22 protein-coding genes are annotated in these 22,607 nt (G+C 59.6%); 14 read left to right on the top strand and 8 right to left on the bottom strand.

What is annotated here, in order from left to right; genetic code table 11:
- Positions 1–4: 4 nt before the first annotated feature.
- On the top strand, positions 5–703 hold the full coding sequence (gene trmD, locus PVA19_RS16320; RefSeq protein WP_113180737.1) for a tRNA (guanosine(37)-N1)-methyltransferase TrmD: 699 nt from the start codon (positions 5–7) through the stop codon (positions 701–703).
- Here trmD and PVA19_RS16315 read toward each other — a convergent pair.
- A complete protein-coding gene (locus PVA19_RS16315) occupies positions 685–1,431 on the bottom strand; it encodes a sulfite exporter TauE/SafE family protein (protein WP_274103440.1) in 747 nt (248 codons plus the stop codon). The genes trmD and PVA19_RS16315 overlap by 19 nt on opposite strands.
- 261 nt (positions 1,432–1,692) lie before the next feature.
- Between PVA19_RS16315 and rplS the strand changes: the two genes are divergently transcribed.
- The 3 genes from rplS (at position 1,693) to PVA19_RS16300 (ending at position 4,096) form a co-directional block, all read left to right on the top strand.
- On the top strand, positions 1,693–2,238 hold the full coding sequence (rplS, locus tag PVA19_RS16310; RefSeq protein WP_027673599.1) for a 50S ribosomal protein L19: 546 nt from the start codon (positions 1,693–1,695) through the stop codon (positions 2,236–2,238).
- A gap of 211 nt (positions 2,239–2,449) precedes the next feature.
- A complete protein-coding gene (locus tag PVA19_RS16305) occupies positions 2,450–3,244 on the top strand; it encodes a transporter substrate-binding domain-containing protein (protein ID WP_274103439.1) in 795 nt (264 codons plus the stop codon).
- A 36-nt stretch (positions 3,245–3,280) separates the two neighbouring features.
- Positions 3,281–4,096, top strand: coding sequence for an amino acid ABC transporter permease (locus tag PVA19_RS16300; RefSeq protein ID WP_274103438.1), 816 nt, complete (start codon positions 3,281–3,283; stop codon positions 4,094–4,096).
- A gap of 5 nt (positions 4,097–4,101) precedes the next feature.
- On the opposite strand, the gene PVA19_RS16295 is transcribed toward PVA19_RS16300, so the two are convergent.
- Positions 4,102–5,394, bottom strand: a complete 1,293-nt coding sequence (locus PVA19_RS16295) for an MFS transporter (protein ID WP_274103437.1) — start codon at positions 5,392–5,394, stop codon at positions 4,102–4,104.
- 452 nt (positions 5,395–5,846) lie between these two features.
- On the opposite strand from PVA19_RS16295, the gene leuC reads away from it, so the two are divergent.
- The 7 genes from leuC to PVA19_RS16260 all read left to right on the top strand — a co-directional run bounded on the left by leuC (position 5,847) and on the right by PVA19_RS16260 (position 13,654).
- Entirely contained in the window at positions 5,847–7,256 is a 1,410-nt protein-coding gene (leuC, locus tag PVA19_RS16290) for a 3-isopropylmalate dehydratase large subunit (protein ID WP_274103436.1), read from the top strand.
- Between the two features lie 172 nt (positions 7,257–7,428).
- Positions 7,429–8,361, top strand: coding sequence for a diaminopimelate epimerase (dapF, locus tag PVA19_RS16285; RefSeq protein ID WP_274103435.1), 933 nt, complete (start codon positions 7,429–7,431; stop codon positions 8,359–8,361).
- The gene (mtaB, locus tag PVA19_RS16280) at positions 8,358–9,632 is read left to right on the top strand and encodes a tRNA (N(6)-L-threonylcarbamoyladenosine(37)-C(2))-methylthiotransferase MtaB (RefSeq protein ID WP_274103434.1); all 1,275 of its coding nucleotides are present in this window, start codon (positions 8,358–8,360) and stop codon (positions 9,630–9,632) included. Before dapF ends, mtaB begins: the two co-directional genes overlap by 4 nt.
- 22 nt (positions 9,633–9,654) lie before the next feature.
- Positions 9,655–11,127, top strand: coding sequence for a signal recognition particle-docking protein FtsY (gene ftsY, locus PVA19_RS16275; RefSeq protein WP_274103433.1), 1,473 nt, complete (start codon positions 9,655–9,657; stop codon positions 11,125–11,127).
- A gap of 2 nt (positions 11,128–11,129) precedes the next feature.
- A complete protein-coding gene (locus PVA19_RS16270; RefSeq protein ID WP_274103432.1) occupies positions 11,130–11,780 on the top strand; it encodes a septation protein A in 651 nt (216 codons plus the stop codon).
- Entirely contained in the window at positions 11,777–12,373 is a 597-nt protein-coding gene (locus PVA19_RS16265) for a DUF2585 domain-containing protein (RefSeq protein WP_274103431.1), read from the top strand. The genes PVA19_RS16270 and PVA19_RS16265 overlap by 4 nt, the downstream gene beginning before the upstream one ends.
- 93 nt (positions 12,374–12,466) lie before the next feature.
- Positions 12,467–13,654 carry a GGDEF domain-containing protein gene (locus PVA19_RS16260; RefSeq protein ID WP_274103430.1) on the top strand — a complete coding sequence of 396 codons (1,188 nt, stop codon included), beginning with the start codon at positions 12,467–12,469 and terminating at the stop codon, positions 13,652–13,654.
- Between the two features lie 18 nt (positions 13,655–13,672).
- Here the strand turns inward: PVA19_RS16260 and PVA19_RS16255 are convergent, their stop codons facing one another.
- The 5 genes from PVA19_RS16255 to ccmA all read right to left on the bottom strand — a co-directional run bounded on the left by PVA19_RS16255 (position 13,673) and on the right by ccmA (position 16,823).
- On the bottom strand, positions 13,673–14,275 hold the full coding sequence (locus tag PVA19_RS16255) for a DsbE family thiol:disulfide interchange protein (protein ID WP_274103429.1): 603 nt from the start codon (positions 14,273–14,275) through the stop codon (positions 13,673–13,675).
- A complete protein-coding gene (ccmD, locus tag PVA19_RS16250) occupies positions 14,272–14,448 on the bottom strand; it encodes a heme exporter protein CcmD (protein ID WP_113178176.1) in 177 nt (58 codons plus the stop codon). The genes PVA19_RS16255 and ccmD overlap by 4 nt, the downstream gene beginning before the upstream one ends.
- A gap of 4 nt (positions 14,449–14,452) precedes the next feature.
- Positions 14,453–15,214 carry a heme ABC transporter permease gene (locus PVA19_RS16245; protein WP_274103428.1) on the bottom strand — a complete coding sequence of 254 codons (762 nt, stop codon included), beginning with the start codon at positions 15,212–15,214 and terminating at the stop codon, positions 14,453–14,455.
- Positions 15,215–15,280: 66 nt separating this feature from the next.
- A complete protein-coding gene (gene ccmB, locus PVA19_RS16240; protein WP_062597385.1) occupies positions 15,281–15,940 on the bottom strand; it encodes a heme exporter protein CcmB in 660 nt (219 codons plus the stop codon).
- Between the two features lie 241 nt (positions 15,941–16,181).
- Entirely contained in the window at positions 16,182–16,823 is a 642-nt protein-coding gene (gene ccmA, locus PVA19_RS16235; RefSeq protein ID WP_274103608.1) for a heme ABC exporter ATP-binding protein CcmA, read from the bottom strand.
- A 273-nt stretch (positions 16,824–17,096) separates the two neighbouring features.
- On the opposite strand from ccmA, the gene acnA reads away from it, so the two are divergent.
- The 3 genes from acnA (at position 17,097) to PVA19_RS16220 (ending at position 21,526) form a co-directional block, all read left to right on the top strand.
- A complete protein-coding gene (gene acnA, locus PVA19_RS16230) occupies positions 17,097–19,790 on the top strand; it encodes an aconitate hydratase AcnA (RefSeq protein WP_274103427.1) in 2,694 nt (897 codons plus the stop codon).
- 260 nt (positions 19,791–20,050) lie between these two features.
- Positions 20,051–20,833, top strand: a complete 783-nt coding sequence (locus tag PVA19_RS16225) for a DUF1223 domain-containing protein (RefSeq protein WP_082478871.1) — start codon at positions 20,051–20,053, stop codon at positions 20,831–20,833.
- 300 nt (positions 20,834–21,133) lie between these two features.
- Positions 21,134–21,526, top strand: a complete 393-nt coding sequence (locus PVA19_RS16220) for a DUF2794 domain-containing protein (RefSeq protein WP_062424926.1) — start codon at positions 21,134–21,136, stop codon at positions 21,524–21,526.
- 193 nt (positions 21,527–21,719) lie between these two features.
- On the opposite strand, the gene PVA19_RS16215 is transcribed toward PVA19_RS16220, so the two are convergent.
- Positions 21,720–22,502 (bottom strand): Bax inhibitor-1/YccA family protein, encoded by a 783-nt coding sequence (locus tag PVA19_RS16215; RefSeq protein WP_062597381.1) that lies wholly within the window; start codon positions 22,500–22,502, stop codon positions 21,720–21,722.
- Positions 22,503–22,607 lie beyond the last annotated feature (105 nt).

The raw sequence follows: 22,607 nt of genomic DNA, 5'->3' as shown, positions 1-22,607 counted from the left end.
GCCGATGAGCTTCAAGGCGACCGTGCTGACGCTCTACCCGGAAATGTTTCCGGGACATCTGTCCTATTCTCTGGCTGGCAAGGCGCTGGAGCGCGGCCAGTGGCAGATGGAACCGGTGCAGATCCGCGACTTTGCCACCGACAAGCATCGCAGTGTCGATGACACCCCGGCAGGTGGCGGTGCCGGCATGGTGCTGAAACCCGATGTGCTGGCAGCGGCCATCGATGCGGTGTCGGAGGGTGACGCCCGTCCGCGGCTGCTGATGAGCCCGCGCGGCAAACCGCTGACGCAGGAGCGTGTCCGCGAATTGGCCGCCGGAGAGGGTGTCATCATCGTATGCGGTCGCTTTGAAGGCGTGGACCAGCGGGTGATCGATGCGCGTGGCCTCGAAGAGGTTTGCATCGGCGACTATATTCTCTCGGGCGGCGAGCCTGCGGCACTGACGCTTCTCGATGCGGTGGTGCGCATTCTCCCCGGTGTCATGGGCAACGATCTGTCCGGCGTGCATGAAAGTTTCGAAGGCGGGCTTTTGGAGCATCCGCATTACACGAGGCCACAGGTATGGGAAGGGCGCGATATCCCCGCGGTCCTCACCTCCGGCAATCACAAGCTGATCGACACATGGCGGCACGAGCAGGCGCTTTCCCTGACGAAGGAGCGCCGACCCGACCTTCTTGCCGGCACTCAGGCCGTGAAGAAATAATAGCCCGTCAGCAAGAGCCCGACCGTGATCACCAATGCGCGGATGATCCACTGCGGAACGCGGCGGGCAAGATAGACGCCGCAGTAGCCGCCAAGCGCAGACGCCGGGATCATGATCAGCGCGGCATGCCATGCAACGACACCACCGCCGACGAAGACGATAATGGCAACGGCAGCGATGACGACAGCCAGCAGGTTCTTTAGCGCGTTCAGATGATGATAGGTGCCGCCTGCCGTCAGCCCCAGTACCGCCAGCATCATGATGCCCATGCCGGCACCGAAGAACCCGCCATAGATCGAGGTGAAGAACTGGCCGATCAGGCTCGCGGCATTGCTTTTCGGATGCTCTTCACTCGAGCGCGGACGAAGCCAGGGACCTGCGGCAAAGAGCGCGGTTGCGGCAAGCAGCAGCCACGGCACCAGTTGGCGGAAGGAGGGGTTGTCGAGCGACAGCAACAGCAGTGCGCCGCCGGTTGAACCGAGGATGGAGAGGACCGCGAGCAGCACCGCACCCTTCCAGTGGGCACGGATTTCCGGCCAGTAGGCAATTACCGAGGTGACGTAGCCTGGAAACTGAACGATGGAGGAGGTGGCATTGGCCGAGATCGGTGCGAGACCCGCTACCGTCATGGCGCCGAAGGTCAGGAAGGTGCCGCCGCCAGCAATGGCATTGACGGCGCCGGACAGAAAGCCGCTGGCGAACAAGAGTAGAATGATTGCAATGGACATGGCCCCTCCCGGCGTTCCATCTCCCATATAAGCAGATGTGCTTTCCGACAATCAGGTGGCGGCCGACAAAATATTGTCATGTAAGGGATGACAAACCGGTGATCTTCCTGTATTGGCCCGCGTGGAACTGGGCTTATGCCCATTAACCGCAAGCAAAGAATGGCGAACCCGCTCCTGCCGCAAGGCATAATTCCAAGGACAGGATCCAAGGAATGATCTCGTTGAGCGCTCTGGCTGTTTCAGAAGAACTCAGAGGTTAACATGACCAACATTATTGCACAGCTGGAAGCCGAACAGGCCGCCAAGATCGAAGCAAAGCGCAAGCTTCCTGAATTTTCTCCTGGTGACACCGTTCGCGTCAACGTGCGCGTTACGGAAGGTAACCGTACCCGCGTACAGGCTTACGAAGGCGTCGTTATCGCTCGCTCCGGCGGCGGTCTCAACGAGAACTTCACCGTTCGCAAAATCTCCTACGGCGAAGGCGTAGAGCGCGTATTCCCGGTTTACTCTCCGCTGGTTGAAGGCGTTGAGATCGTTCGCCGTGGTAAGGTTCGCCGCGCGAAGCTCTACTACCTGCGCGACCGTCGCGGCAAGTCCGCTCGTATCGTTGAAGACACCGGCGTTCGCGCTCGCAAGCTCAACGACGCCGAGCGTCAGGCTGCTGCCGAGGAAAAGGCACGTATCGAAGCTGAAAAGGTTGCAGCAGCACAGGCTCTGGCCGCCGAAAAGGCAGCAGCAGAAGCCGCTGAAGCCAAGGCAGCTGAAGAAGCTGCAGCAGCAAAGGCTGCTGAAGGTGCAGCTGAATAAGCTTTCCCTTTTGGGTTTTTGAAAAGGCGGTCTTCGGGCCGCCTTTTTTGTTTTCTGGCTTTGCTGCGTGCCGCGCACCGGGCGTTCTATTGCGAGGCTGGGTTGAAAGACGGGTGGCATTCTAACCACCACCGCTTTCTTGAAACGCATATCTCTTGCGTGGCGGGTTTAAAGCGTGTCAATTTCCGCCATTGTTTTCAGGAGACCGCCATTGTTCAGACGCTCGTTTTTCATCGCCATCGCCGCCACGCTGTTATCGCCGGTTCTCGCATCGGCTGCCGATCTGCCGGATCTGAAGGGTCGCGAGATCGTCGTGGTGACGGAGAATGCCTATCCGCCGCTGCAATTCGTCGATCCGAAGACGGGCAAGCCGATCGGTTGGGAATATGATGCGATGAACGAGATCGCCAAGCGGCTGAATGCCAAGGTCGAGTATCAGAACGCATCCTGGGACGCGATGATCCCGGCTGTCTCCGCCGGGCAGTACGACATCGGCATGACCGGCATCAGCATCAAGGACGAGCGCAAGGAGAAGGTGGATTTTTCCGATCCCTATATGCGCTCTGAAATGTTCATGCTGGTGCGGGCAGACGAGACGCGCTTTACCGACGCCAAGAGCTTTGCGGCCTTCGATAAGGGCCTGATCGGCGCGCAGGCTGGCACAACGCCATTCTATACGGCCGTCTACGATATTCTCGATGGCAACGAGCAGAACCCGCGCGTCAAGCTGATGGAAACCTTCGGTGCCACCGTGCAGGCGCTGCGCACCGGCGATGTCGACCTGGTGCTGACCGATGGCGTTGCCGGCAAGGGCTATGTCGATGCCTCGAATGGCACGCTGAAGCTCATCGGTGGACCACTCGGCGGCGACGATTTCGGCTTCATCTTCAAGAAGGGCTCCGATCTCGTGGCACCCGTCAACGCCGCGATTGCTGCCTTGAAAGCCGACGGCACCTTTGCCGCGCTCGATAAGAAGTGGTTCCTGGACTACAAGCTTGGCGAATAAGCGAATGGGCCTGTCATCGCCTTGGAGCGTTCCGGTGTGAACCGTCCGCATTCGAAACAGGCGGCGGATGATTTTCCCTGGTGGCTGGTGGCGCTGGTCGGTATCGGCGCCATTCTTGCCGTGGTGATTGCCATCAATGGCATCTATGCCCAGGTCTTCACCACCGTCATCAATGGCATCGGCATGACGATCTTCGTTACGCTGGTGGCCTTCCTTCTCGCCTGCCTCTGGGGTCTGTTGATCGCCCTTCTCGGCATGTCCGATCATACTGTCCTGCGGCAGATCGCGCGTTTCTACATCGAGACGATGCGCGGCATTCCGATCCTGGTGGTGCTGTTCTACATCGCCTTTGCCGGCGCGCCGCTGCTGGTGGATTTCGTCAATTGGCTGATGACGCCGCTGATTGCCACAGGTTGGATCGAGCCCGTCATCGTGCGCGACTTTTCGCTGATGTGGCGCGCTATCCTGGCGCTGACACTTTGCTACGGAGCATTCCTCGCCGAAATCTTCCGGGCGGGCATCGAGGCTGTCGATCAAGGACAGATCGAGGCTGCCAAGGCGTTGGGGCTCAGCCGCTATCAGCGCTTTCGCCTGGTCGTCTTTCCGCAGGCGGTGCGGACGATCTTTCCGCCGCTCTCCAATGATTTCGTTTCGATGGTGAAGGATAGCTCGCTGGTCTCGGTGCTGGGTGTTGCGGATATCACGCAGCTCGGCAAGGTCTATGCGGCCGGCTCCTTCCGCTTCTTCGAGACCTATTCCATCGTCGCTTACGTCTATCTGATCCTGACGCTCGGACTGTCGCTAATCCTGCGGCGCATCGAAAAAGTGATGCGCCGCAAGCAGGGGCGTTGAGGGCCTCAGGCCTTCAAATTCGGCTGTGAGGTGATCTGCCTGGCGATCATTCGTCCGGCGATGATCACGAGCACACCGGCAATCGCGAGGCAGGCCGAGAGGAAGAACATCGGGGCGATGGTGCTTCCCGTCTCATCTCTGATCCAGGGAACGACGTTCTGGGCGACGAAGCCGCCGAGATTGCCGACCGAGTTGATGGCGGCCAGACCGGCTGCAGCGCCCGCACCCTTCAGGAAGCGACCGGGAAGGCTCCAGAACACCGGCTGTCCGGCAAAGATGCCCGCTGCGGCGATGCAGAGGAAGGCGAATTGCGCGACCGGCGCTGTCATCAGAGCAGACATCAGCAGGCACAACGCGCCAACGAAGGCGGGCACCACGATATAGGTGATCTTCTTCTCGGAGCGATCGGCAGCCGACGGCACCAGATAGAGGGCAACGGCAACGATCAGCCAAGGGATGATGTTGATGAAGCCATTCGCGGTGTTCGACACGCCAAAGCTTTTGACGATCGTCGGCAGCCAGTAGCTGAGGCCGTAGGCAGCGAGCGGAAAGCCCACATAGCAGAGCGACATGAAAAGGACGCGCGGATTGATCAGCGCGCGGAAGCCGTCCTCTGCATGTTCGTCCATGCCGGAATTCTCCGAAGCGATGCGTTTATGCAGCCAGTCCTTCTCGTCCTGCGACAGGAACGCCGCCGTTTCCGGCTTATCGTCGAGATAGAAGATGGTGACGATACCCGCAATCACGGCCGGAATGCCGGTTGCGAGGAAAACCCACTCCCAGCCCGCATAGCCCCAGAGGCCATCCAGATCGAGCAGCATGCCGCCAAGCGGCGCGCCGATGGCATTGGCGAGCGCGGAGAAGATCATGAACAGGCCGACCATGCGGCCGCGATAATCGCGCGGGAACCACAGCGTCAGGAGATAGAGGACGCCGGGGAAGAAGCCGGCCTCGCAGACACCGAGAAGGAAGCGCAGGATGTAGAACATCGTCGGGCTAGAGGTGTAGGCGAGCGCAATGGTGACAAGCCCCCAGGAAATGATGATGCGGGCAAACCAGAGCCTTGCGCCGAAGCGATTGAGCAGCAGATTGCTCGGCACTTCGAAGATGAAGTAACCGATGAAGAACAGCGACGCGCCAAGGCCATAGGCATATTCGCTGAGGCCCAGATCGCCGACCATCTGCAGTTTGGCGAAGCTGACATTCTGACGGTCGATGTAGGCGATGAGATAGAGAAGCCCGAGAAAGGGCATCAGTCGCCAGGTGATTTTTGAAATAAGTGCTTTTTCAGATACCAAGATGTATCCCTCCCTGTCGGCGGCACGCCGAGGTGCTGCCCGATTTGACGAGACCGGTTCTCACGCGGCTTTCACGGCATCGTGAAAAAGCGGTCCCATTGCCGTGCTAACGCTTAACGCGAGAATTCTATCCCGCACACAACGCCCGGCGTTTCTTTTTGCGTTGCACAAAAAGAGAATCCTTAAATACGGGTGGAGGCGTTTTCAATGACAAAGCGCCATGTTGCTGTTGAAAAGCCGATCTGCTATGAGAGAGGCATGGGATCGAAATTCGGATGTCTCGCGCCAAACATTTTCGTGCTGCAGGATCACAAGCGTCTGCCGGCACGATTTTTCGCGCGTATTTCCGGCGCGTTCAATGGTCGACTTACGTCCGCCTGATGGCCTGAAAAGGCTGTCGGCCTTTACTCCACGTCCCCACTTTCCTTTTTGACATTCGAATGGATAAAGCCATGAGCGCTCCGCGTACTCTGTATGATAAAATCTGGGATGATCACGTCGTCAACCGCGATCCCGATGGAACCTGTCTTCTCTATATCGACCGTCACCTGGTCCACGAGGTGACGTCACCGCAGGCTTTCGAAGGTCTGCGTCTGGCCGGTCGCCCGGTTCACTCGCCCACCCGCACGCTGGCCGTCGTCGACCATAACGTTCCGACCACCGCCGACCGTCTGGAAGGCATCAAGAACGAAGAAAGCCGCATCCAGGTGGAAGCGCTGGCGCAGAACGCCAAGGAATTCGGCCTCGAATATTATTCCGAGCGCGACAAGCGCCAGGGCATCGTTCACATCGTCGGACCGGAGCAGGGTTTCACCCTGCCGGGCATGACGATCGTTTGCGGGGACAGCCACACCTCCACCCACGGCGCTTTCGGCGCCTTGGCGCATGGTATCGGCACGTCCGAAGTCGAGCACGTGCTGGCGACGCAAACGCTGATCCAGAAGAAGGCCAAGAACATGCTGGTGCGTGTGGATGGCAAGATCCCGGACGGTGTGACCGCCAAGGACATCATCCTTGCCATCATCGGCGAGATCGGTACCGCCGGCGGCACGGGCCATGTCATCGAGTTTGCCGGCGAGGCGATCCGCTCGCTGTCGATGGAAGGCCGCATGACCGTCTGCAACATGACGATCGAGGGTGGCGCGCGCGCTGGCCTGATCGCGCCGGACGAAAGGACCTTCGATTACATCAAGGACAAGCCGCGTGCGCCGCAGGGCGAAACGCTGGAGCAGGCGATTGCCTATTGGAAGACGCTGAAATCGGATGAGGGTGCCCATTACGACAAGGTCGTCATTCTGGACGCTGCAAGCCTGCCGCCGATCGTCTCCTGGGGCTCGTCTCCGGAAGATGTCGTTTCGGTTCAGGGTATCGTGCCGAACCCTGACGACATTGCCGATGAGAACAAGCGCAATTCCAAATGGCGTGCGCTCGACTATATGGGCCTGAAGCCCGGCACCAAGATGACCGATATCGCCATCGATCGCGTCTTCATCGGCTCCTGCACCAATGGCCGCATCGAGGATCTGCGCGCCGCCGCCAAGATCGTCGAAGGCCGCAAGGTCGCACCGACCGTTTCAGCGATGATCGTTCCAGGCTCGGGTCTCGTCAAGGAACAGGCGGAGAAGGAAGGTCTGGACAAGATCTTCCTCGAGGCTGGTTTCGAATGGCGCGAGCCTGGCTGCTCCATGTGCCTGGCGATGAATGACGACCGTTTGGCGCCGGGCGAGCGTTGCGCGTCTACCTCCAACCGTAACTTCGAAGGCCGTCAGGGCTACAAGAGCCGCACGCATCTGGTCTCGCCCGCCATGGCGGCAGCGGCAGCCGTTGCCGGCCATTTCGTCGACGTGCGTGAGTGGCAGTAAGTATTGCTTGCTATGAAGAGTTCTGCACCCCTGGATCGCTCCGGGGGTGTTTGTTTTCAGCTTACAGGCGCAAAGGCTTTTGCCGTAGCCAGACTGGTAATTGCCCTGCAATTCCGCCATATAGGGGCGAATGCGCCCGCACGAGGCGCGCATCTCCAATGGGTGTAGGGATATGACGCAGACGGTCGAATTCGCGAAGATGAACGGGCTTGGAAACAAGATCCTGGTTGTCGATATGCGCGGCCGCAAAGACATGGTCTCGCCGCAAGCGGCCATCGCGCTCAATGCCGACCCGGACACCGCTTTCGACCAGATCATGGCGATCCGTGACCCACGCATTGCGGGCACCGATGCCTATATCGACATTCTCAACTGCGATGGTACCAAGGCGCAGGCCTGCGGCAATGGCACACGCTGCGTGGTGCAGGCGCTGGCCGCCGAGACCGGCAAGAAGGCCTTCACCTTTCAGACGGTCGCCGGCATCCTGAATGCCAACGAGCATGAGGACGGGATGATTTCCGTCGATATGGGTCTGCCGCGTTTCCGCTGGAGCGATATTCCGCTTTCGGAAGAATTTCACGATACAAGCCGCATCGAATTGCAGATCGGACCCATCGACGATCCCGTGCTGCATTCGCCATCGGTCATGTCCATGGGCAATCCGCATGCTGTCTTCTGGGTGGATCGCGATCCGATGGACTTCGATCTGGAACGGATCGGGCCACTGCTCGAGAGCCATCCGATGTTTCCGGAAAAAGCCAATATCACGCTGGCGCAGGTCATCTCCGACAGCCGGCTTCGCACCCGCACCTTCGAACGCGGCGCGGGCCTTACACTTGCCTGCGGATCGGCCGCTTGCGCTGCCGCCGTCTCAGGCGCTCGGACCGGTCGCACCGGTCGTCGCGTCGAGATCGATGTGGCCTCCAGCCCCGTTCGCATTCCGCTTATCATCGAATGGCGCGAGGACAACCACGTCATCATGACCGGCCCTGCCGAGTGGGAATGGGCCGGGCATGTCGATCCCATCAGCGGCGCATGGACACGCGACCTTGCGACTCAAGAGGTGGGGACGCGTGAGGCGGGCGAGAAGCAGAGCGTCTTATGAGCGGTGTCGAGGTCATAACCTTCGGCTGCCGCCTCAATACCTATGAATCGGAAGTGATGCGGGCTGAGGCCGAAAAGGCGGGGCTCAACAATGCCGTCCTGGTCAATACCTGCGCGGTGACGGGGGAGGCTGTGCGCCAGGCGCGTCAGGCGATCCGCCGGGCGCGGCGCGACAATCCGCATGCGCGCATCATCGTCACCGGTTGCGCTGCCCAGACCGAGAAGCGGACCTTTGCCGACATGCCGGAAGTCGATGCCGTTCTCGGCAATGAGGAGAAGCTGAAGAGCACATCCTATCGTGCACTGCCGGATTTCGGTGTCTCGGCGGAAGAGAAACTGCGCGTAAACGACATCATGAGCGTCAAGGCCACCGCGCCGCAGATGGTCAAGCACATCGATGGGCATGTGCGCGCCTTCATTCAGGTGCAAAATGGCTGCGACCACCGCTGCACCTTCTGCATCATCCCCTATGGACGCGGCAATTCCCGCTCCGTGCCCATGGGTGCGGTGGTGGACCAGGCCCGCAAGCTGACCGAAGGCGGTTATCGCGAAATCGTTCTGACCGGCGTGGATGCCACGAGCTACGGCGCCGATCTGCCAGGCGAACCCTCCCTCGGTTATCTGGCGAAAACGCTGTTGAGGCAGGTGCCGGATATTCTGCGGCTCAGGCTCTCCTCCATCGACAGCATCGAGGCGGATCGTCACCTGATGGACCTGATTGCCGACGAGCCCCGCTTCATGCCGCATCTGCATCTGTCGCTCCAGCATGGCGACGACATGATCCTGAAGCGGATGAAGCGCCGACATCTGCGTGACGATGCCATCCGCTTCTGCCGTGAGGTGCGCGCGCTACGCCCGGATATCGCGTTCGGCGCGGACATGATCGCTGGCTTTCCTACCGAGACCGATGAGATGGCGGAGAATGCCGCTACCCTTGCGGAAGAGTGCGGCATTTCCAGCCTGCACGTGTTTCCCTACAGCCCCCGCCCCGGCACGCCTGCCGCAAGGATGCCGCAACTCGACCGCGCTCTGGTGAAGGAGCGGGCGGCAAAGCTGCGCGCGCGTGGAGAAACGCTCCGCATCGCCCACCTCGAAAACATGGTGGGCAGCGAACAGACGATCCTCGTTGAAAATAACGGTTTTGCCCATACCGACAACTTTACCCTGGTGGCGGCACCCGATCTTGCGCCCCGCACTCTTGCGCGGGTTGTGATTACGGGCCACAACGGTAAGCACTTGAATATGCAATATCTGGCGGCGCAAGCGGCCTGAAGAATCTAGAGACGGAACAGTCATGGCCCTCGGCTTCATCAAAAAAGTCTTTTCGTTCGGCAAGGACAAGGCTGAGACGGATAAGCTGGAAAGCGAAGAGGCCGTTTCTCGCCAGGAGGATCGCAGCGCCTTCGAAGAGGCGTTGAACGAGGCGGAAGCCCACACGCTGCCCGCCGAAGACCCTGTTCCCGATGTGGAGATGGAAACCGCCGCAGGACCTGCTTCCGACGAGGTCGAGCAGGTGGCTGACGTTGCCGATTCTGATCTCGGCGACGATCAGGATGAGGAGGACGCGCCGCTTCTGCCAGGGCCTGAACTGGTTGGCGATATCGGCATGGTGCCGCTCTCCCTGCTGGAAGCCGAAGCAGCCGCTGAAGAGAGCGTCAATGGCGACGCGCGGGACACGTCGCTTGCCGCTGCGCCTCTCGACGAGCATGCGCTGGATGATATTCTGGACGAGGCGGAGGCCGCCAGCGGCATTCCGCCCGCTGCACTGTCTCCTGCCGTTTCGGCAGCTCTTCCAAAGGGCTTTGCGTCGGCTGCCGATCGCGTCGAGCCGGTCGAGGCCGCACCTGAACTGAAGCTTACCTGGTTCCAGCGCCTGCGTGCCGGTCTTGCGCGTACCTCCTCGCAACTGACGAACCAGATTTCGGCACTTTTCACCAAGCGCAAGCTCGATGAAGACACGCTGGATGAGCTGGAAGATCTGCTGATCCAGTCCGACCTCGGCGTCGAGACCGCCATGCGCATTACCGGCGCACTGTCATCGGAGCGCTACGGCAAGGATGTCAGCGGCGAGGATGTCGCCAAGATCATGGCAAGCGAGATCACCAAGGTTCTGTTGCCCGTCGCCAAGCCGCTGGAACTGGATCTGTCGCACAAGCCCCATGTCATTCTGGTGGTCGGCGTCAATGGCACCGGCAAGACCACCACCATCGGCAAGCTTGCGGCAAAACTCTCCGGCTCCGGCCTGAAGGTGATGCTGGCGGCTGGCGATACATTCCGCGCGGCTGCCATCGAGCAGCTGAAGATCTGGGCGGATCGTACCGGATCGGACTTCCTTGGCACCAAGCTTGGCGCCGATGCCGCAGGGCTTGCCTATGATGCCTATGAACAGGCGCGGGCGAAAAAGAGCGACGTTCTGATCATCGATACGGCGGGCCGTCTGCAGAACAAGACCGAGCTCATGGCCGAGCTGGAAAAGATCGTGCGCGTGCTGGCCAAGCTCGATCCTGAGGCGCCGCATACCGTTCTTCAGACGCTGGATGCGACGACGGGTCAGAACGCCATGAACCAAGTCGAGATTTTCCGCAATGTTGCGGGCGTCTCGGGCCTGATTATGACAAAGTTGGATGGCACGGCGCGCGGCGGTATCCTCGTTGCGATCGCTGCCAAGCATAAGTTGCCGGTCTATTTCATCGGCGTGGGCGAAGGCGTGGATGATCTGGAGCCGTTCGAAGCAGAAGATTTCGCCAAGGCGATTGCGGGAGTTTGAGTATGGATGTGGAGAGCAATCAGCGCGAAAGCGAAAAGATGGTGCGGGAAATCAGCCCGCTCCTGAAGTTCGCTTTAGAACTCGGACCGCTCGTCGTCTTCTTCTTTGCCAACTCCAAGGGCGACTGGCTGGCGGAAAAGCTTCCCGTGTTGCATGAATTCGGCGGTCCGATCTTCATCGCCACCGGCCTCTTCATGATCGCCACCGCACTCGCGCTCACCGTCTCCTGGATTCTTACCAGAACTCTGCCGATGATGCCGCTGATCTCCGGCCTTGTGGTTCTCGTCTTCGGTGCGCTGACGCTCTATTTGCAGAACGATACCTTCATCAAGATGAAGCCGACCATCGTCAACACGCTCTTCGGCGTCATTCTGCTGGGTGGGTTGTTCTTCGGCCAGTCCTTGCTTGGCTACGTGTTCAACTCCGCCTTCAAGCTGACGGATGAGGGCTGGCGCAAGCTGACGCTGCGCTGGGGCATCTTCTTCCTTTTTCTTGCAGTGCTGAACGAAGTCGTCTGGCGCAACTTCTCCACCGATACCTGGGTTGCCTTCAAGGTATGGGGCACCATGCCGATCACCATCATCTTCACCATGGCGCAGATGCCGCTCGTCATGCGCCACTCGGTCGAATCGCTGAACAAGGACGACAAATGACCACGACGGTTGTGCCTGCCGACCGCTTGTCTCCGGTCAAGTGGTATTGGGTGGCTGTGGGGCTGTTGCTAGCGCAGATCGTCATTCTCTACATGATGGGCCGCGTTCCAATCTGCGAATGTGGCTATGTGAAGCTGTTCGAGCCGGGGGTGAACACGCCCGGTAACTCACAGCACATCGCCGACTGGTACACGCCGTCCCATATCATCCACGGCTTCCTGTTCTACGGGTTTGCCTGGCTTCTCTTCCGCAGCAAGCCCTTGTCGTTTCGGCTGTCTCTTGCCGTTCTGGTGGAGGCTGCGTGGGAGCTTCTGGAAAACTCCCCGATCATCATCGATCGCTACCGCACCGCCACCATGGCGCTCGGCTATAGCGGCGACAGCATTCTGAATTCCGCGATGGACACGGTCTTCATGGTCGTGGGCTTCTTCTTTGCCGCACGCGTGCCGGTGTGGCTGACCGTTCTGATCGCGATCTTCTTTGAAATTTTCACCGGCTGGTTGATCCGCGACAACCTCACCTTGAATGTGCTGATGCTGGTCTGGCCGGTGGACGCCATCAAGGAATGGCAAAATGCGCTTCCCGGCGCCTGATCTGACGTCATTCTGTATTGAGGCGGAGGCTTTGTTAAGAAAGGTCCATTAGAACTGCGGACCTCTCTCTTTCCATGCGCGAAGGCCGACGTCTTGCAGGATAATTTTGCCTATCTGCTGCCTTTCATTATGGTTACATTCGGGTCGGTCTTCCTCGGCTTGCAGGTCATGGGCTTTCGCGCCGGTCGCTACTGGGGTCTCGGCTACATTCTGGGTGCTGTCGGCTTTGCCCTGCCTATGGTTCTGCCGGAGAGTTTTGATCTTGTCGGGGCACTACTGGCCAATTTCGTCTTCCTTGCCGCCTTTGTCCTTTATGGTCACGCTCTTCTCATCCAGTTTGGAGCGCCGACCTATGTGACGATGCGGCTCGGTGCTGCCGCCGTGGCCTATCTTGCCGTCTGCTTCTTCATCCTGGTTCAGCCAAACCTGCGAAACGAGCTTGCGACATCGGATCTGACGCTTGCGCTCATTCTTGCCCCGTCCATTTTTCTCGTTCGTCGCAAGACGCGAAACCTGATGGACAAGGTTCTGCTGGCCGCTGCCTCGCTGGTGGTCGCAGAGACGCTGGCAAGGGTCGGCATATTCCTGTGGTTTACGACCGGCGCCTCGCCGGAAAGCGTAGGTGCCTATTTTACCTCGGATTATTCCTATCTGGCGCAGTTCACCGCCAGCATCTGCGGCTTCCTCATGGCGCTTTCGGTGCTTGGTAGTGCGATAGCCGATGTTATCGAACAGCACCGGCTGGAAGCAGACCACGATCCGCTCACCGGGCTTCTTAATCGGAGGGGTTTCGATCTTTCCGCTCCGGACTTCCGGTTGACGCCACTGCCTTCAGGCGCAGTTCTGATTTGCGATATCGACCACTTCAAGTCGGTCAATGACCGCTTCGGTCATGCCACCGGCGATCGGGTGATCATCGCGCTCGCGTCGCTCTTGAAGGAGATGCTTCCCGCCAGTGCCAAGGTTGCGCGTTTTGGCGGAGAGGAATTCGTCGCCTATGTTCCAGACATGTCGGCCTCGCAGCTTGCGATACTGGCCAATATGGCGCGCAGTGCCTTTGCCGCCCGCAACTGGTCCGAAGGGCCGTTTCCGGTTCACATCACCAGCAGCTTCGGTGTATCCGCCATCGCGCTTGGCGACCACTCCATCCATGATGCGATTTCGCGCGCCGATGGCTTCCTTTACAGGGCGAAGGAAGCGGGTCGAAATCAGGTGGTCCAGGAAGGAATTGCGCTTCTGGGTGTCACGCCTGCGGCAAGCCTCAAAGTGGTTGCCAGCTGACGACTATCACCGCTGCCATCAATCTCCGGCAGCAGCACTTTCGATTGCCGGGATCAGTTCACGCTCATAGGTCGTCACGTCGATCGGGCCGACCTTCTTGTAGAGGATCGTGCCATCCGGACCGACGAGATAGGTTTCCGGAATGCCATAGACACCCCAGTCGATCGCCGCCCTGCCATTTGGATCGATGCCGATGGCGGCATAGGGATTGCCGAGTTCGCCAAGAAAGCGCACGGCGTTGTCGGCCTTGTCCTTGTAATTGATGCCGACAATGTTGAGGCGCCTGTCCTTCGACAACTCCTTCAGCATCGGGTGCTCCTGCCTGCAGGGCACGCACCAGGAGGCAAAGACGTTGACCAGCGTCAGCTTGCCGGTAATGGCCGCATCGGTGAGCGCCGGTAGATTGGAGCCCTCCAGTGGCGGCAGCGCCAGCGCAGGCGCCTTCGTGCCGATCAGTGCCGAGGGAATGGCGCTGACATCGAGGCCGTTGACGTCCTGCTCATAGAGCATCTTGGCCGAAATCGCGGCGAAGCCACCAAAGACCAGCAGCGGCAGGAGTGCGAGCACGTAGCGCGAGCGCCCGCGCGATGTGGGAGGAGGAGGCGCTTTCGTGTCGCTCATGTCGAGGATGCCTCGGTTTTGGCCGGACGGGAACGGCGGCGGATGCCGAGCGCTTCCAGCTCCTTCAGCTCGCGCTTGCGGGCGCGTCCGTCGAGCCACACCCAGGCGATCAATCCAAAGACGATCAGCCCGGTCAGCGCGTAGGACATGCCGATGTAAAAGGCGTGAGTCATGGTGTCAGGCTCCTCTTCCGGCAGCACGCGCGGCAAGGCGTCGTTGCGCGGCGATGCGCCGGCGCATGATCTCGTTGCGCATGGCGGCAAGATGAAGCGTGAAGAACAGCAGGGTGAAGCCGACAGCCATGGTCAGCAGCGGCCAGAGGAATTCCGGATCGATGGCCGGGCCATCCATGCGCATCACGCTTGCCGGCTGGTGCAGCGTATTCCACCATTCGACGGAAAACTTGATGATCGGGATGTTGACGAAGCCGACGAGGATCAGAACCGCACTGACGCGCGCCGCCTTTGACGGGTCGTCCATCGCCTTGTTGAAGGCAATCAGGCCGAGATACATCAGAAACAGAATGAAGACGGAGGTCAGGCGCGCATCCCACACCCACCATGTGCCCCACATGGGCTTGCCCCAGAGCGAGCCGGTGATCAGCGCAATCAACGTAAAGGCAGCACCAATCGGCGCTGCAGATTTATGGCTGACATCGGCCAGCGGATGGCGCCAGACCAGCGTGCCGATGGCAGAGAGCGCCATGACGGTGTAGCACATCATCGAAAGCCAGGCGGCGGGCACATGCACATACATGATGCGCACCGTATTGCCCTGCTGGTAATCGCCGTCCGTCGAGAAGGCGAGATAGAGGCCAGCCACCAGACAAAGGGCGGATAGCCCCGCAAGCCACGGCAAGAGGCGTGACGACAGCGCCAGAAACCGTGTGGGATTGGCGAGATCGCTGAATTTGGTGATGGCTAGGCTCGTATTGGTCATGGCATCTTTCTGGCCGCGGGCAAGGCCCTTTTACAATGCAGACGAAGCCGCGGCAATTGATCCTTGTCAATCGGCGGAATTGCGCAATGCCAAAGCTGCGAAGAACGGACCGACCACCGATGAAAAGAGCGTGATGGCAATCAGGATCAGGAAGGGCGGCATGAAGGGGGCCGGATCTTCCACCGCGGCATAAGACGCGCTGACGCCGAAGATCAGTACGGGAATGGCAAGCGGCAGAACGAGGATCGACACCAGCAGACCACCGCGTGGCAGTGCTACGGCAACCGCCGCGCCCACTGCGCCGATGAAGGTGAGGGCCGGCGTCCCGACAAGCAGTGTCAGCATGACGGCGCCGATGGCGACTTCGCCCATATTCATGAACAGGCCGAGAAGTGGCGATGCGACGACCAACGGCAGACCGGTCGCGGTCCAGTGCGCCAGGCATTTGACCAAAACCGTCAGCACCAGCGGATTTTCATGCATCAGGATCAGATCGAGAGAACCGTCGTCTCGCTCTGCCTGAAACAGGCGGTCGAGGCCGAGAAGGGCTGCGAGCAGCGCGCCGATCCAGACGATGGCAGGTCCAATGCGGGAGAGGAGGTTGAGGTCCGGTCCGACACCGAAGGGAATGACGGCGACGACGGTCATGAAGAAGAGAACGCCGATCAGCGCGCCGCCGCCGGCGCGGATGGAGAGTTTGAGATCGCGGAGGAAGAGAGCGGTCATCGTGGCGTGCTCCCGCGTACTGGAGTTCCGCACGGAGGGTTTGGTTGCTCATCCCGCTCTGCCCTGCCGGGCATCTCCCCCTCAAGGGGGGAGATCGGCAAGAGGCGGGCTCTCCACTCCATCTTCAAGAGATGAGATTGGCGAGACCGTGCCATGGTTCGATCTCCCCCCTTGAGGGGGAGATGCCCGGCAGGGCAGAGGGGGGTACTGTCTGCGACGAAGGTGGTAACGAAAGAGCCCATCAATATACCTCCTCCACCCCAGCAAACCCCGTCATCCGCAATTCCTTAGCCTCCTCCAACCCCAGCGGCTGATGGGTTGCGGCAATCACCATTCCGCCCTTGACAAGATGCGCCTTCACCAATCCGGTAAACATCCGATCCGCTTCCGCATCCAGCGCCGCCGTCGGCTCATCCAGAATCCAGATCGGCTTCCACGCCACCAGCAGCTTCGCCATGGCGAATCGCCGCTGCTGCCCCGCGGAGAGATAACCGAAGGGCAGGTGGGTGATGCCGGCAAGCCCGACGATGTCGGCTGCCTCTTCGATCGATACAGACGGCGTGCCGTTGAAATCACCGAGAAAGCGTTTCCAGAAGGACAGGTTCTCGTAGACCGTCAGCTCCTGCTTCATGGCGTTGCGGTGGCCAAGATAGTGGCTGACTTCAGCGGGGCGTGTGCCCTTTTCTATTCCTTCGCCGGCTATCTTTATGGTGCCCGCCTCGGCAGGCAGAAGCCCCGCAAGGACGCGCAGAAGCGTGGATTTGCCCGATCCGTTGGGGCCCGTGAGAAGGAGAGCGTCGCCATCCGTTAACTGGAGAGAAACGTTCATGAATATGAAATCTTCGCCCCGTCTGACGCCAAGATTTTCCGCTGTCAGATGCACTGCTGCGCCTCGTTTAAGAATTTCATCATCTCGATCAAAAAAAATCGAAATTAGCCGTTGGTTGGTCTGGCACGTTTTAGCGAAATTATCTATATGGGTCTCAACCACGCCAGCGGCCGGCGTGAACATCACCTAGCGCCGGACCTGAATGTTGCGGAAGCAATTTTCTCGTGCGGACAGCGGAAATGGTCGTACCCGCATCCTGATGTGCATGATAGTGCATAGGTGTCCGCACGCGCGTGTTGGCTATCAGAATGAACGGGGTTTATAACCGTGGCAAAATCTCTCGACAGTTTCAATTGTCGTTCCGTTCTTACCGTCGACGGTAAGGATTATGTCTATTACAGCCTGCCGAAAGCGGAAGCGAACGGCCTTAAGGGCGTCGCCAATCTCCCCTATTCGATGAAGGTTCTGCTGGAGAACCTGCTGCGCAACGAAGACGGCCGTTCGGTTCGCAAGTCCGATATCGAGGCTGTTGCCGAGTGGCTGAACAACAAGGGTCTGAAGGAAGCGGAAATCGCTTACCGTCCTGCCCGCGTTCTGATGCAGGACTTCACCGGCGTTCCTGCCGTCGTTGACCTTGCAGCCATGCGTGATGGCATCAAGGCGCTCGGTGGCGATCCTGAAAAGATCAACCCGCTCGTGCCCGTCGACCTCGTCATCGACCACTCTGTCATCGTCGACGAATTCGGCAATGCCAACGCCTTTGCCCGCAACGTCGAACTGGAATATGAGCGCAACGGCGAGCGTTACCGCTTCCTCAAGTGGGGCCAGCAGGCGTTTAAGAACTTCCGCGTCGTTCCTCCTGGCACCGGCATCTGTCACCAGGTGAACTTCGAATATCTCGGCCAGACCGTCTGGACGAAGGATGAGGATGGCGAGACGATCGCTTATCCGGATACCTGCGTCGGCACCGACAGCCACACGACCATGATCAACGGTCTTGGCGTTCTGGGCTGGGGCGTTGGCGGTATCGAAGCCGAAGCGGCCATGCTCGGCCAGCCGGTTTCCATGCTTCTGCCGGAAGTCATCGGCTTCAAGCTGACGGGCACGCTGAGAGAAGGCGTCACCGCAACCGACCTCGTTCTGACCGTCGTGCAGATGCTGCGTAAGAAGGGCGTCGTTTCCAAGTTCGTCGAATTCTTCGGACCTGGCCTCGATACGCTGCCGGTTGCAGACCGTGCGACCATCGGCAACATGGGCCCGGAATATGGCGCGACCTGCGGCTTCTTCCCGGTCGATACCGCAACCGTCGGCTATCTCGACATGTCCGGCCGTGCGAAGGATCGTATCGCACTCGTCGAAGCCTACTCCAAGGCGCAGGGCATGTGGCGCGACAATGACGGCTCGCAGCTCGTCTTCACCGACACGCTCGAACTCGAACTCGGCGACGTCGTGCCATCCATGGCCGGCCCCAAGCGTCCTGAAGGCCGCCTGCCGCTCGAAACCATTGCACCCAACTTCGCAACGGCTCTCGAAAACGACTACAAGAAGCCAGGCCAGCTCAACACCCGTTACGCGGTCGAGGGCGAAAGCTACGATCTCGGCCATGGCGATGTAGCCATTGCCGCCATTACGTCTTGCACCAACACCTCCAACCCATCGGTGCTGATCGCTGCCGGCCTTCTGGCCCGCAACGCGGTTGCCAAGGGTCTGAAGTCCAAGCCTTGGGTCAAGACCTCGCTTGCACCTGGAAGCCAGGTCGTGGCGGAATATCTGGAGAAGGCTGGCCTGCAGAAGGAGCTCGACGCGCTCGGCTTCAACCTCGTCGGCTTCGGCTGCACGACCTGCATCGGCAACTCCGGCCCGCTGCCTGCGCCGATCTCCAAGACCATCAACGACAAGGGTCTGATCACCGCTGGCGTTCTCTCCGGTAACCGTAACTTCGAAGGCCGTATCTCGCCCGACGTTCAGGCGAACTACCTAGCTTCCCCGCCGCTCGTCGTCGCCTATGCGCTGGCCGGCACGGTGCAGAAGGACCTTACCACGGAGCCGCTCGGCGAAGACCAGGATGGCAACCCGGTATACCTGAAGGACATCTGGCCGACCTCTGCGGAAGTCCAGGAGTTCATCCAGAAATACGTTACGCGCGAGCTGTTCGAAACCAAGTATGCGGACGTGTTCAAGGGCGACGAAAACTGGCAGGCCGTGCAGGTTCCCGATGGCCAGACCTATGCCTGGGACGACAACTCGACTTACGTCCAGAACCCGCCTTACTTCGTCGGCATGGGCAAGAAGGGCACTGGCCTCAAGGACATCAAGGGCGCTCGCGTTCTCGGTCTCTTCGGCGACAAGATCACCACCGACCATATTTCTCCGGCCGGTTCGATCAAGGCAGCGTCTCCAGCCGGTGCATACCTCACCGAAAACGGTGTGGCGGTTGCCGACTTCAACCAGTACGGCACGCGCCGTGGCAACCACGAAGTGATGATGCGCGGCACCTTCGCCAACATCCGCATTCGCAACCACATGCTCGGGCCGAACGGTAAGGAAGGTGGCTACACCATCCACTATCCGTCCAAGGAAGAGATGTCGATTTACGACGCAGCGATGAAGTACAAGGATGAGGGCGTTCCGCTCGTCATCTTCGCTGGCGTCGAATACGGCAACGGTTCTTCGCGTGACTGGGCTGCAAAGGGCACCAACCTGCTCGGCGTCAAGGCCGTGATCGCGCAGTCCTTCGAGCGTATCCACCGCTCCAACCTGGTCGGCATGGGCGTCGTGCCCTTCACCTTCCAGGAAGGCACGACATGGGCAAGCCTTGGCCTGAAGGGTGACGAGACGGTTACGATCGAAGGCCTCGAAGGCGAGATCAAGCCACGCGAAACCAAGATCGCCAAGATCACCTACTCGGACGGCACAGTGAAGGAAATCCCGCTGCTTTGCCGCATCGATACGCTGGACGAAGTGACCTACATGGACAATGGCGGCATTCTGCAGACCGTTCTTCGCGATCTGGCAGCCTGATCCGATAGTCCAAATACATCGAACGCCGGGAGCGATCCCGGCGTTTTTTTGTGACCTGCGGGGCAGCATCTTCCGAGGGTCTGATCGGTGCGAAGGAACGGGTCTTAGCCCCTGCCTTTTCGCCGTCATGCGAAGGCTGCGAAGCTCACCCCATCGTGACTTCCTCTTGAACGGAGTTCGAGGCTATTTTCCGCCTTGCCACCATACCCGAATTGATTGCATCAATGGTTCGGACCGGCCTTCAGACAAGGGTTCACGCTATGCCGAATACAATTGGCCCGCAGCGAAGCGGCATTTTCAGAAACGGGCTTCGCAGCGTTGGCGTTTCGCTATGCCTGTTCGGCGGGCTTTCTGCGGGTGCGGCCTATGCTCAGGATCAGCTGAAAGGCGTGGTCGAACTCTTCACCTCGCAGGGCTGCGCCTCCTGCCCGCCGGCAGATGCCAATCTGCGCAAGCTCATCCAGAATGGCGATGTGATCGGCCTGTCCTACCATGTGGACTACTGGAATTATCTTGGCTGGACGGATTCGCTGGCGTCGAAGGAAAATACCGAGCGGCAGTACGGCTATGCCCGCGCGCTTGGGCGCAACAACGTCTACACACCGCAGGCGGTGGTCAATGGGCGTGACCATGTAAAGGGCGCGGATATCCAGACGATCTACCGCCGCCTGGACGATTTCAACAAGGCGGGCGAGGGCTTGAACGTGCCTATCAGCACCGAGCGGGTCGGCGATGAGATCGAGATCGATATCGGTGCCGGGCAGGGCAAGGCGGAGGTCGTGGTTGCCTATTTCAACCGCGAGCAGGTTGTCGACGTGCAGAAGGGTGAGAACCAGGGCAAGACGATCTCCTACTGGCACAGCGTCTATGATGTGCAGACGGTCGGCATGTGGGATGGCAAGGCGATGACCGTAAAGCTGCCGGCAAGCGTCATGAGCAAGGCGAAATCCGGCGGCTGTGCCGTACTGCTGCAAAAGATGGATGCGGCTGGCAATCCATCGGCCATCGTCGGCGCGAATGTGCTGATGCAGTCAGAGGGATAAGACGAGATTTTTGGGGATCCCCGCTGGGGGGGAGATCCGGCCCGGGCATTGGGGGCTGGGGGTAAAGGGTCAATGCACCGGACCGGGTCATCTTGGTGCCTAGGCATCAATTGACAATCGCACTATTCCATTGAATTCGGGCCATGATTTGTTCGAAATTGGGCATTTGCGCCCGCTTGTTCTGCCTCATTGGTTACCGGAAAAGCCGCTCCTTGCCGGACGACTTTGCGGGCTTGCAATTTCGCCAAGGCGAGGACAGACTGTCGCAGAGATGTCATAAGCAGTCGAGCGAGGTGCCGGATGGCCGATCAGCCGGATTTGCAATACGCGACTTCCCAGACCCGGGAAGGCTCTACCGTCGTTGATCTTCGGGAATACAAGCGAGCCAAGGACCCCTTGCCCGTGACCTTCCACCGCCGGGAACTGGACGCCATTTTGCGCGTCTACGGCCGCATGGTGGGCGAAGGTGAGTGGCGCGACTACGCCATCGACCACATGAAGGAAAAGGCAGTCTTCTCCGTCTTCAAGCGCTCCGGCGAAATGCCGCTCTTCAGGATCGAGAAGAACCCGAAGCTTGCTGCCAAGCAGGGAGCCTACAGCGTCATCAACACCGATGGTCGCATTCTCAAGCGCGGGCATGAATTGCCTCAGGTGCTGAAGGTGTTCGACAAGGCCTTGAAGCTGATCGACTAGAGTTGTGCGTCCGATGGGACGCAAAAGGGACGCATTACCTTTTTGAATCGACGCATGGTGCTTTCCGGACATCGAGTCCGATCTTCGGGCCGATGTTGTCAGGCGGCAGGGGAGCGACGCTTCCTCGGCCTCATAGGCGGGCATGAAAAAGGCGGCCAGTGGCCGCCTTTCTGTTTGAGCGCTATTGCGATCCTTAGTTGTTCCGGTTGCCCAGGAACTGAAGCAGGAACATAAACAGATTCAGGAAGTCGAGGTAGAGCGTCAGCGCACCCATGATCGCCTTGCGACCGGCCACGAGAACGTCGTCACCTTCGAAGTACATTTCCTTGATCTTCTGCGTGTCGTAGGCGGTCAGACCTGCAAAGATCAGAACGCCGATTGCAGAAACTGCAAAGCTAACAGCGCTGGACTCCAACCAAATGTTAACGACCGACGCGATGATCAGGCCGAACAGACCCATGATCAGGAACGAGCCCATGGCGGACAGGTCCTTCTTGGTCGTGTAGCCGTAGAGCGACAGCGCGCCGAAAGAAGCAGCGGTGATGAAGAACGTTTGGACGACGCTAGCTGCGGTGTAGGCCACGAAAATCGACGAAATCGATAGTCCAACCAGGGCCGCGTAGACCCAGAACGTCGCTTGAGCAGCAGAAACGCTCATCTTATGAACGCGGAAGCTCAGAAAGAAGACGAGGGCCAGCGGTGCCAGCATGACGACCCAGCGAAGAGGCGATGCGTAGACCGCAGCGCCGAGCTGCGTGAGCATTGTACCGTTGCTAAGCGTCGCGACGGCCGCCGCAGGATCGGTTGTTACAGCAAGGCTAGCAAAACCGAAGGCAGCAACACCGGTAATCACCAGCGCGAGCGCCATAAGGTTGTAGACCTTCACCATGTAGGAGCGAAGACCTTGGTCGATCATCGCACCAGACTGAGCACGGCCTTGGGCCATACGGTTCTGGTAGTTGTTAAAGTCAGCCATTGTTTCCTCTTTTAGCTCCGAAGTTGCTACGGTGTCGGGATAAGACCGTTATGTGGATACTATCCCAGGCGCCGCTGCGGAGCTACAGCAAGCCTACCAGAGAAT

Source organism: Agrobacterium sp. CNPSo 3708 (assembly GCF_028674915.1).
GTDB lineage: Bacteria > Pseudomonadota > Alphaproteobacteria > Rhizobiales > Rhizobiaceae > Agrobacterium > Agrobacterium cavarae.
Note: the sequence above shows the minus strand (reverse complement) of the source record. Positions and strands in the feature narration are given on the sequence as shown.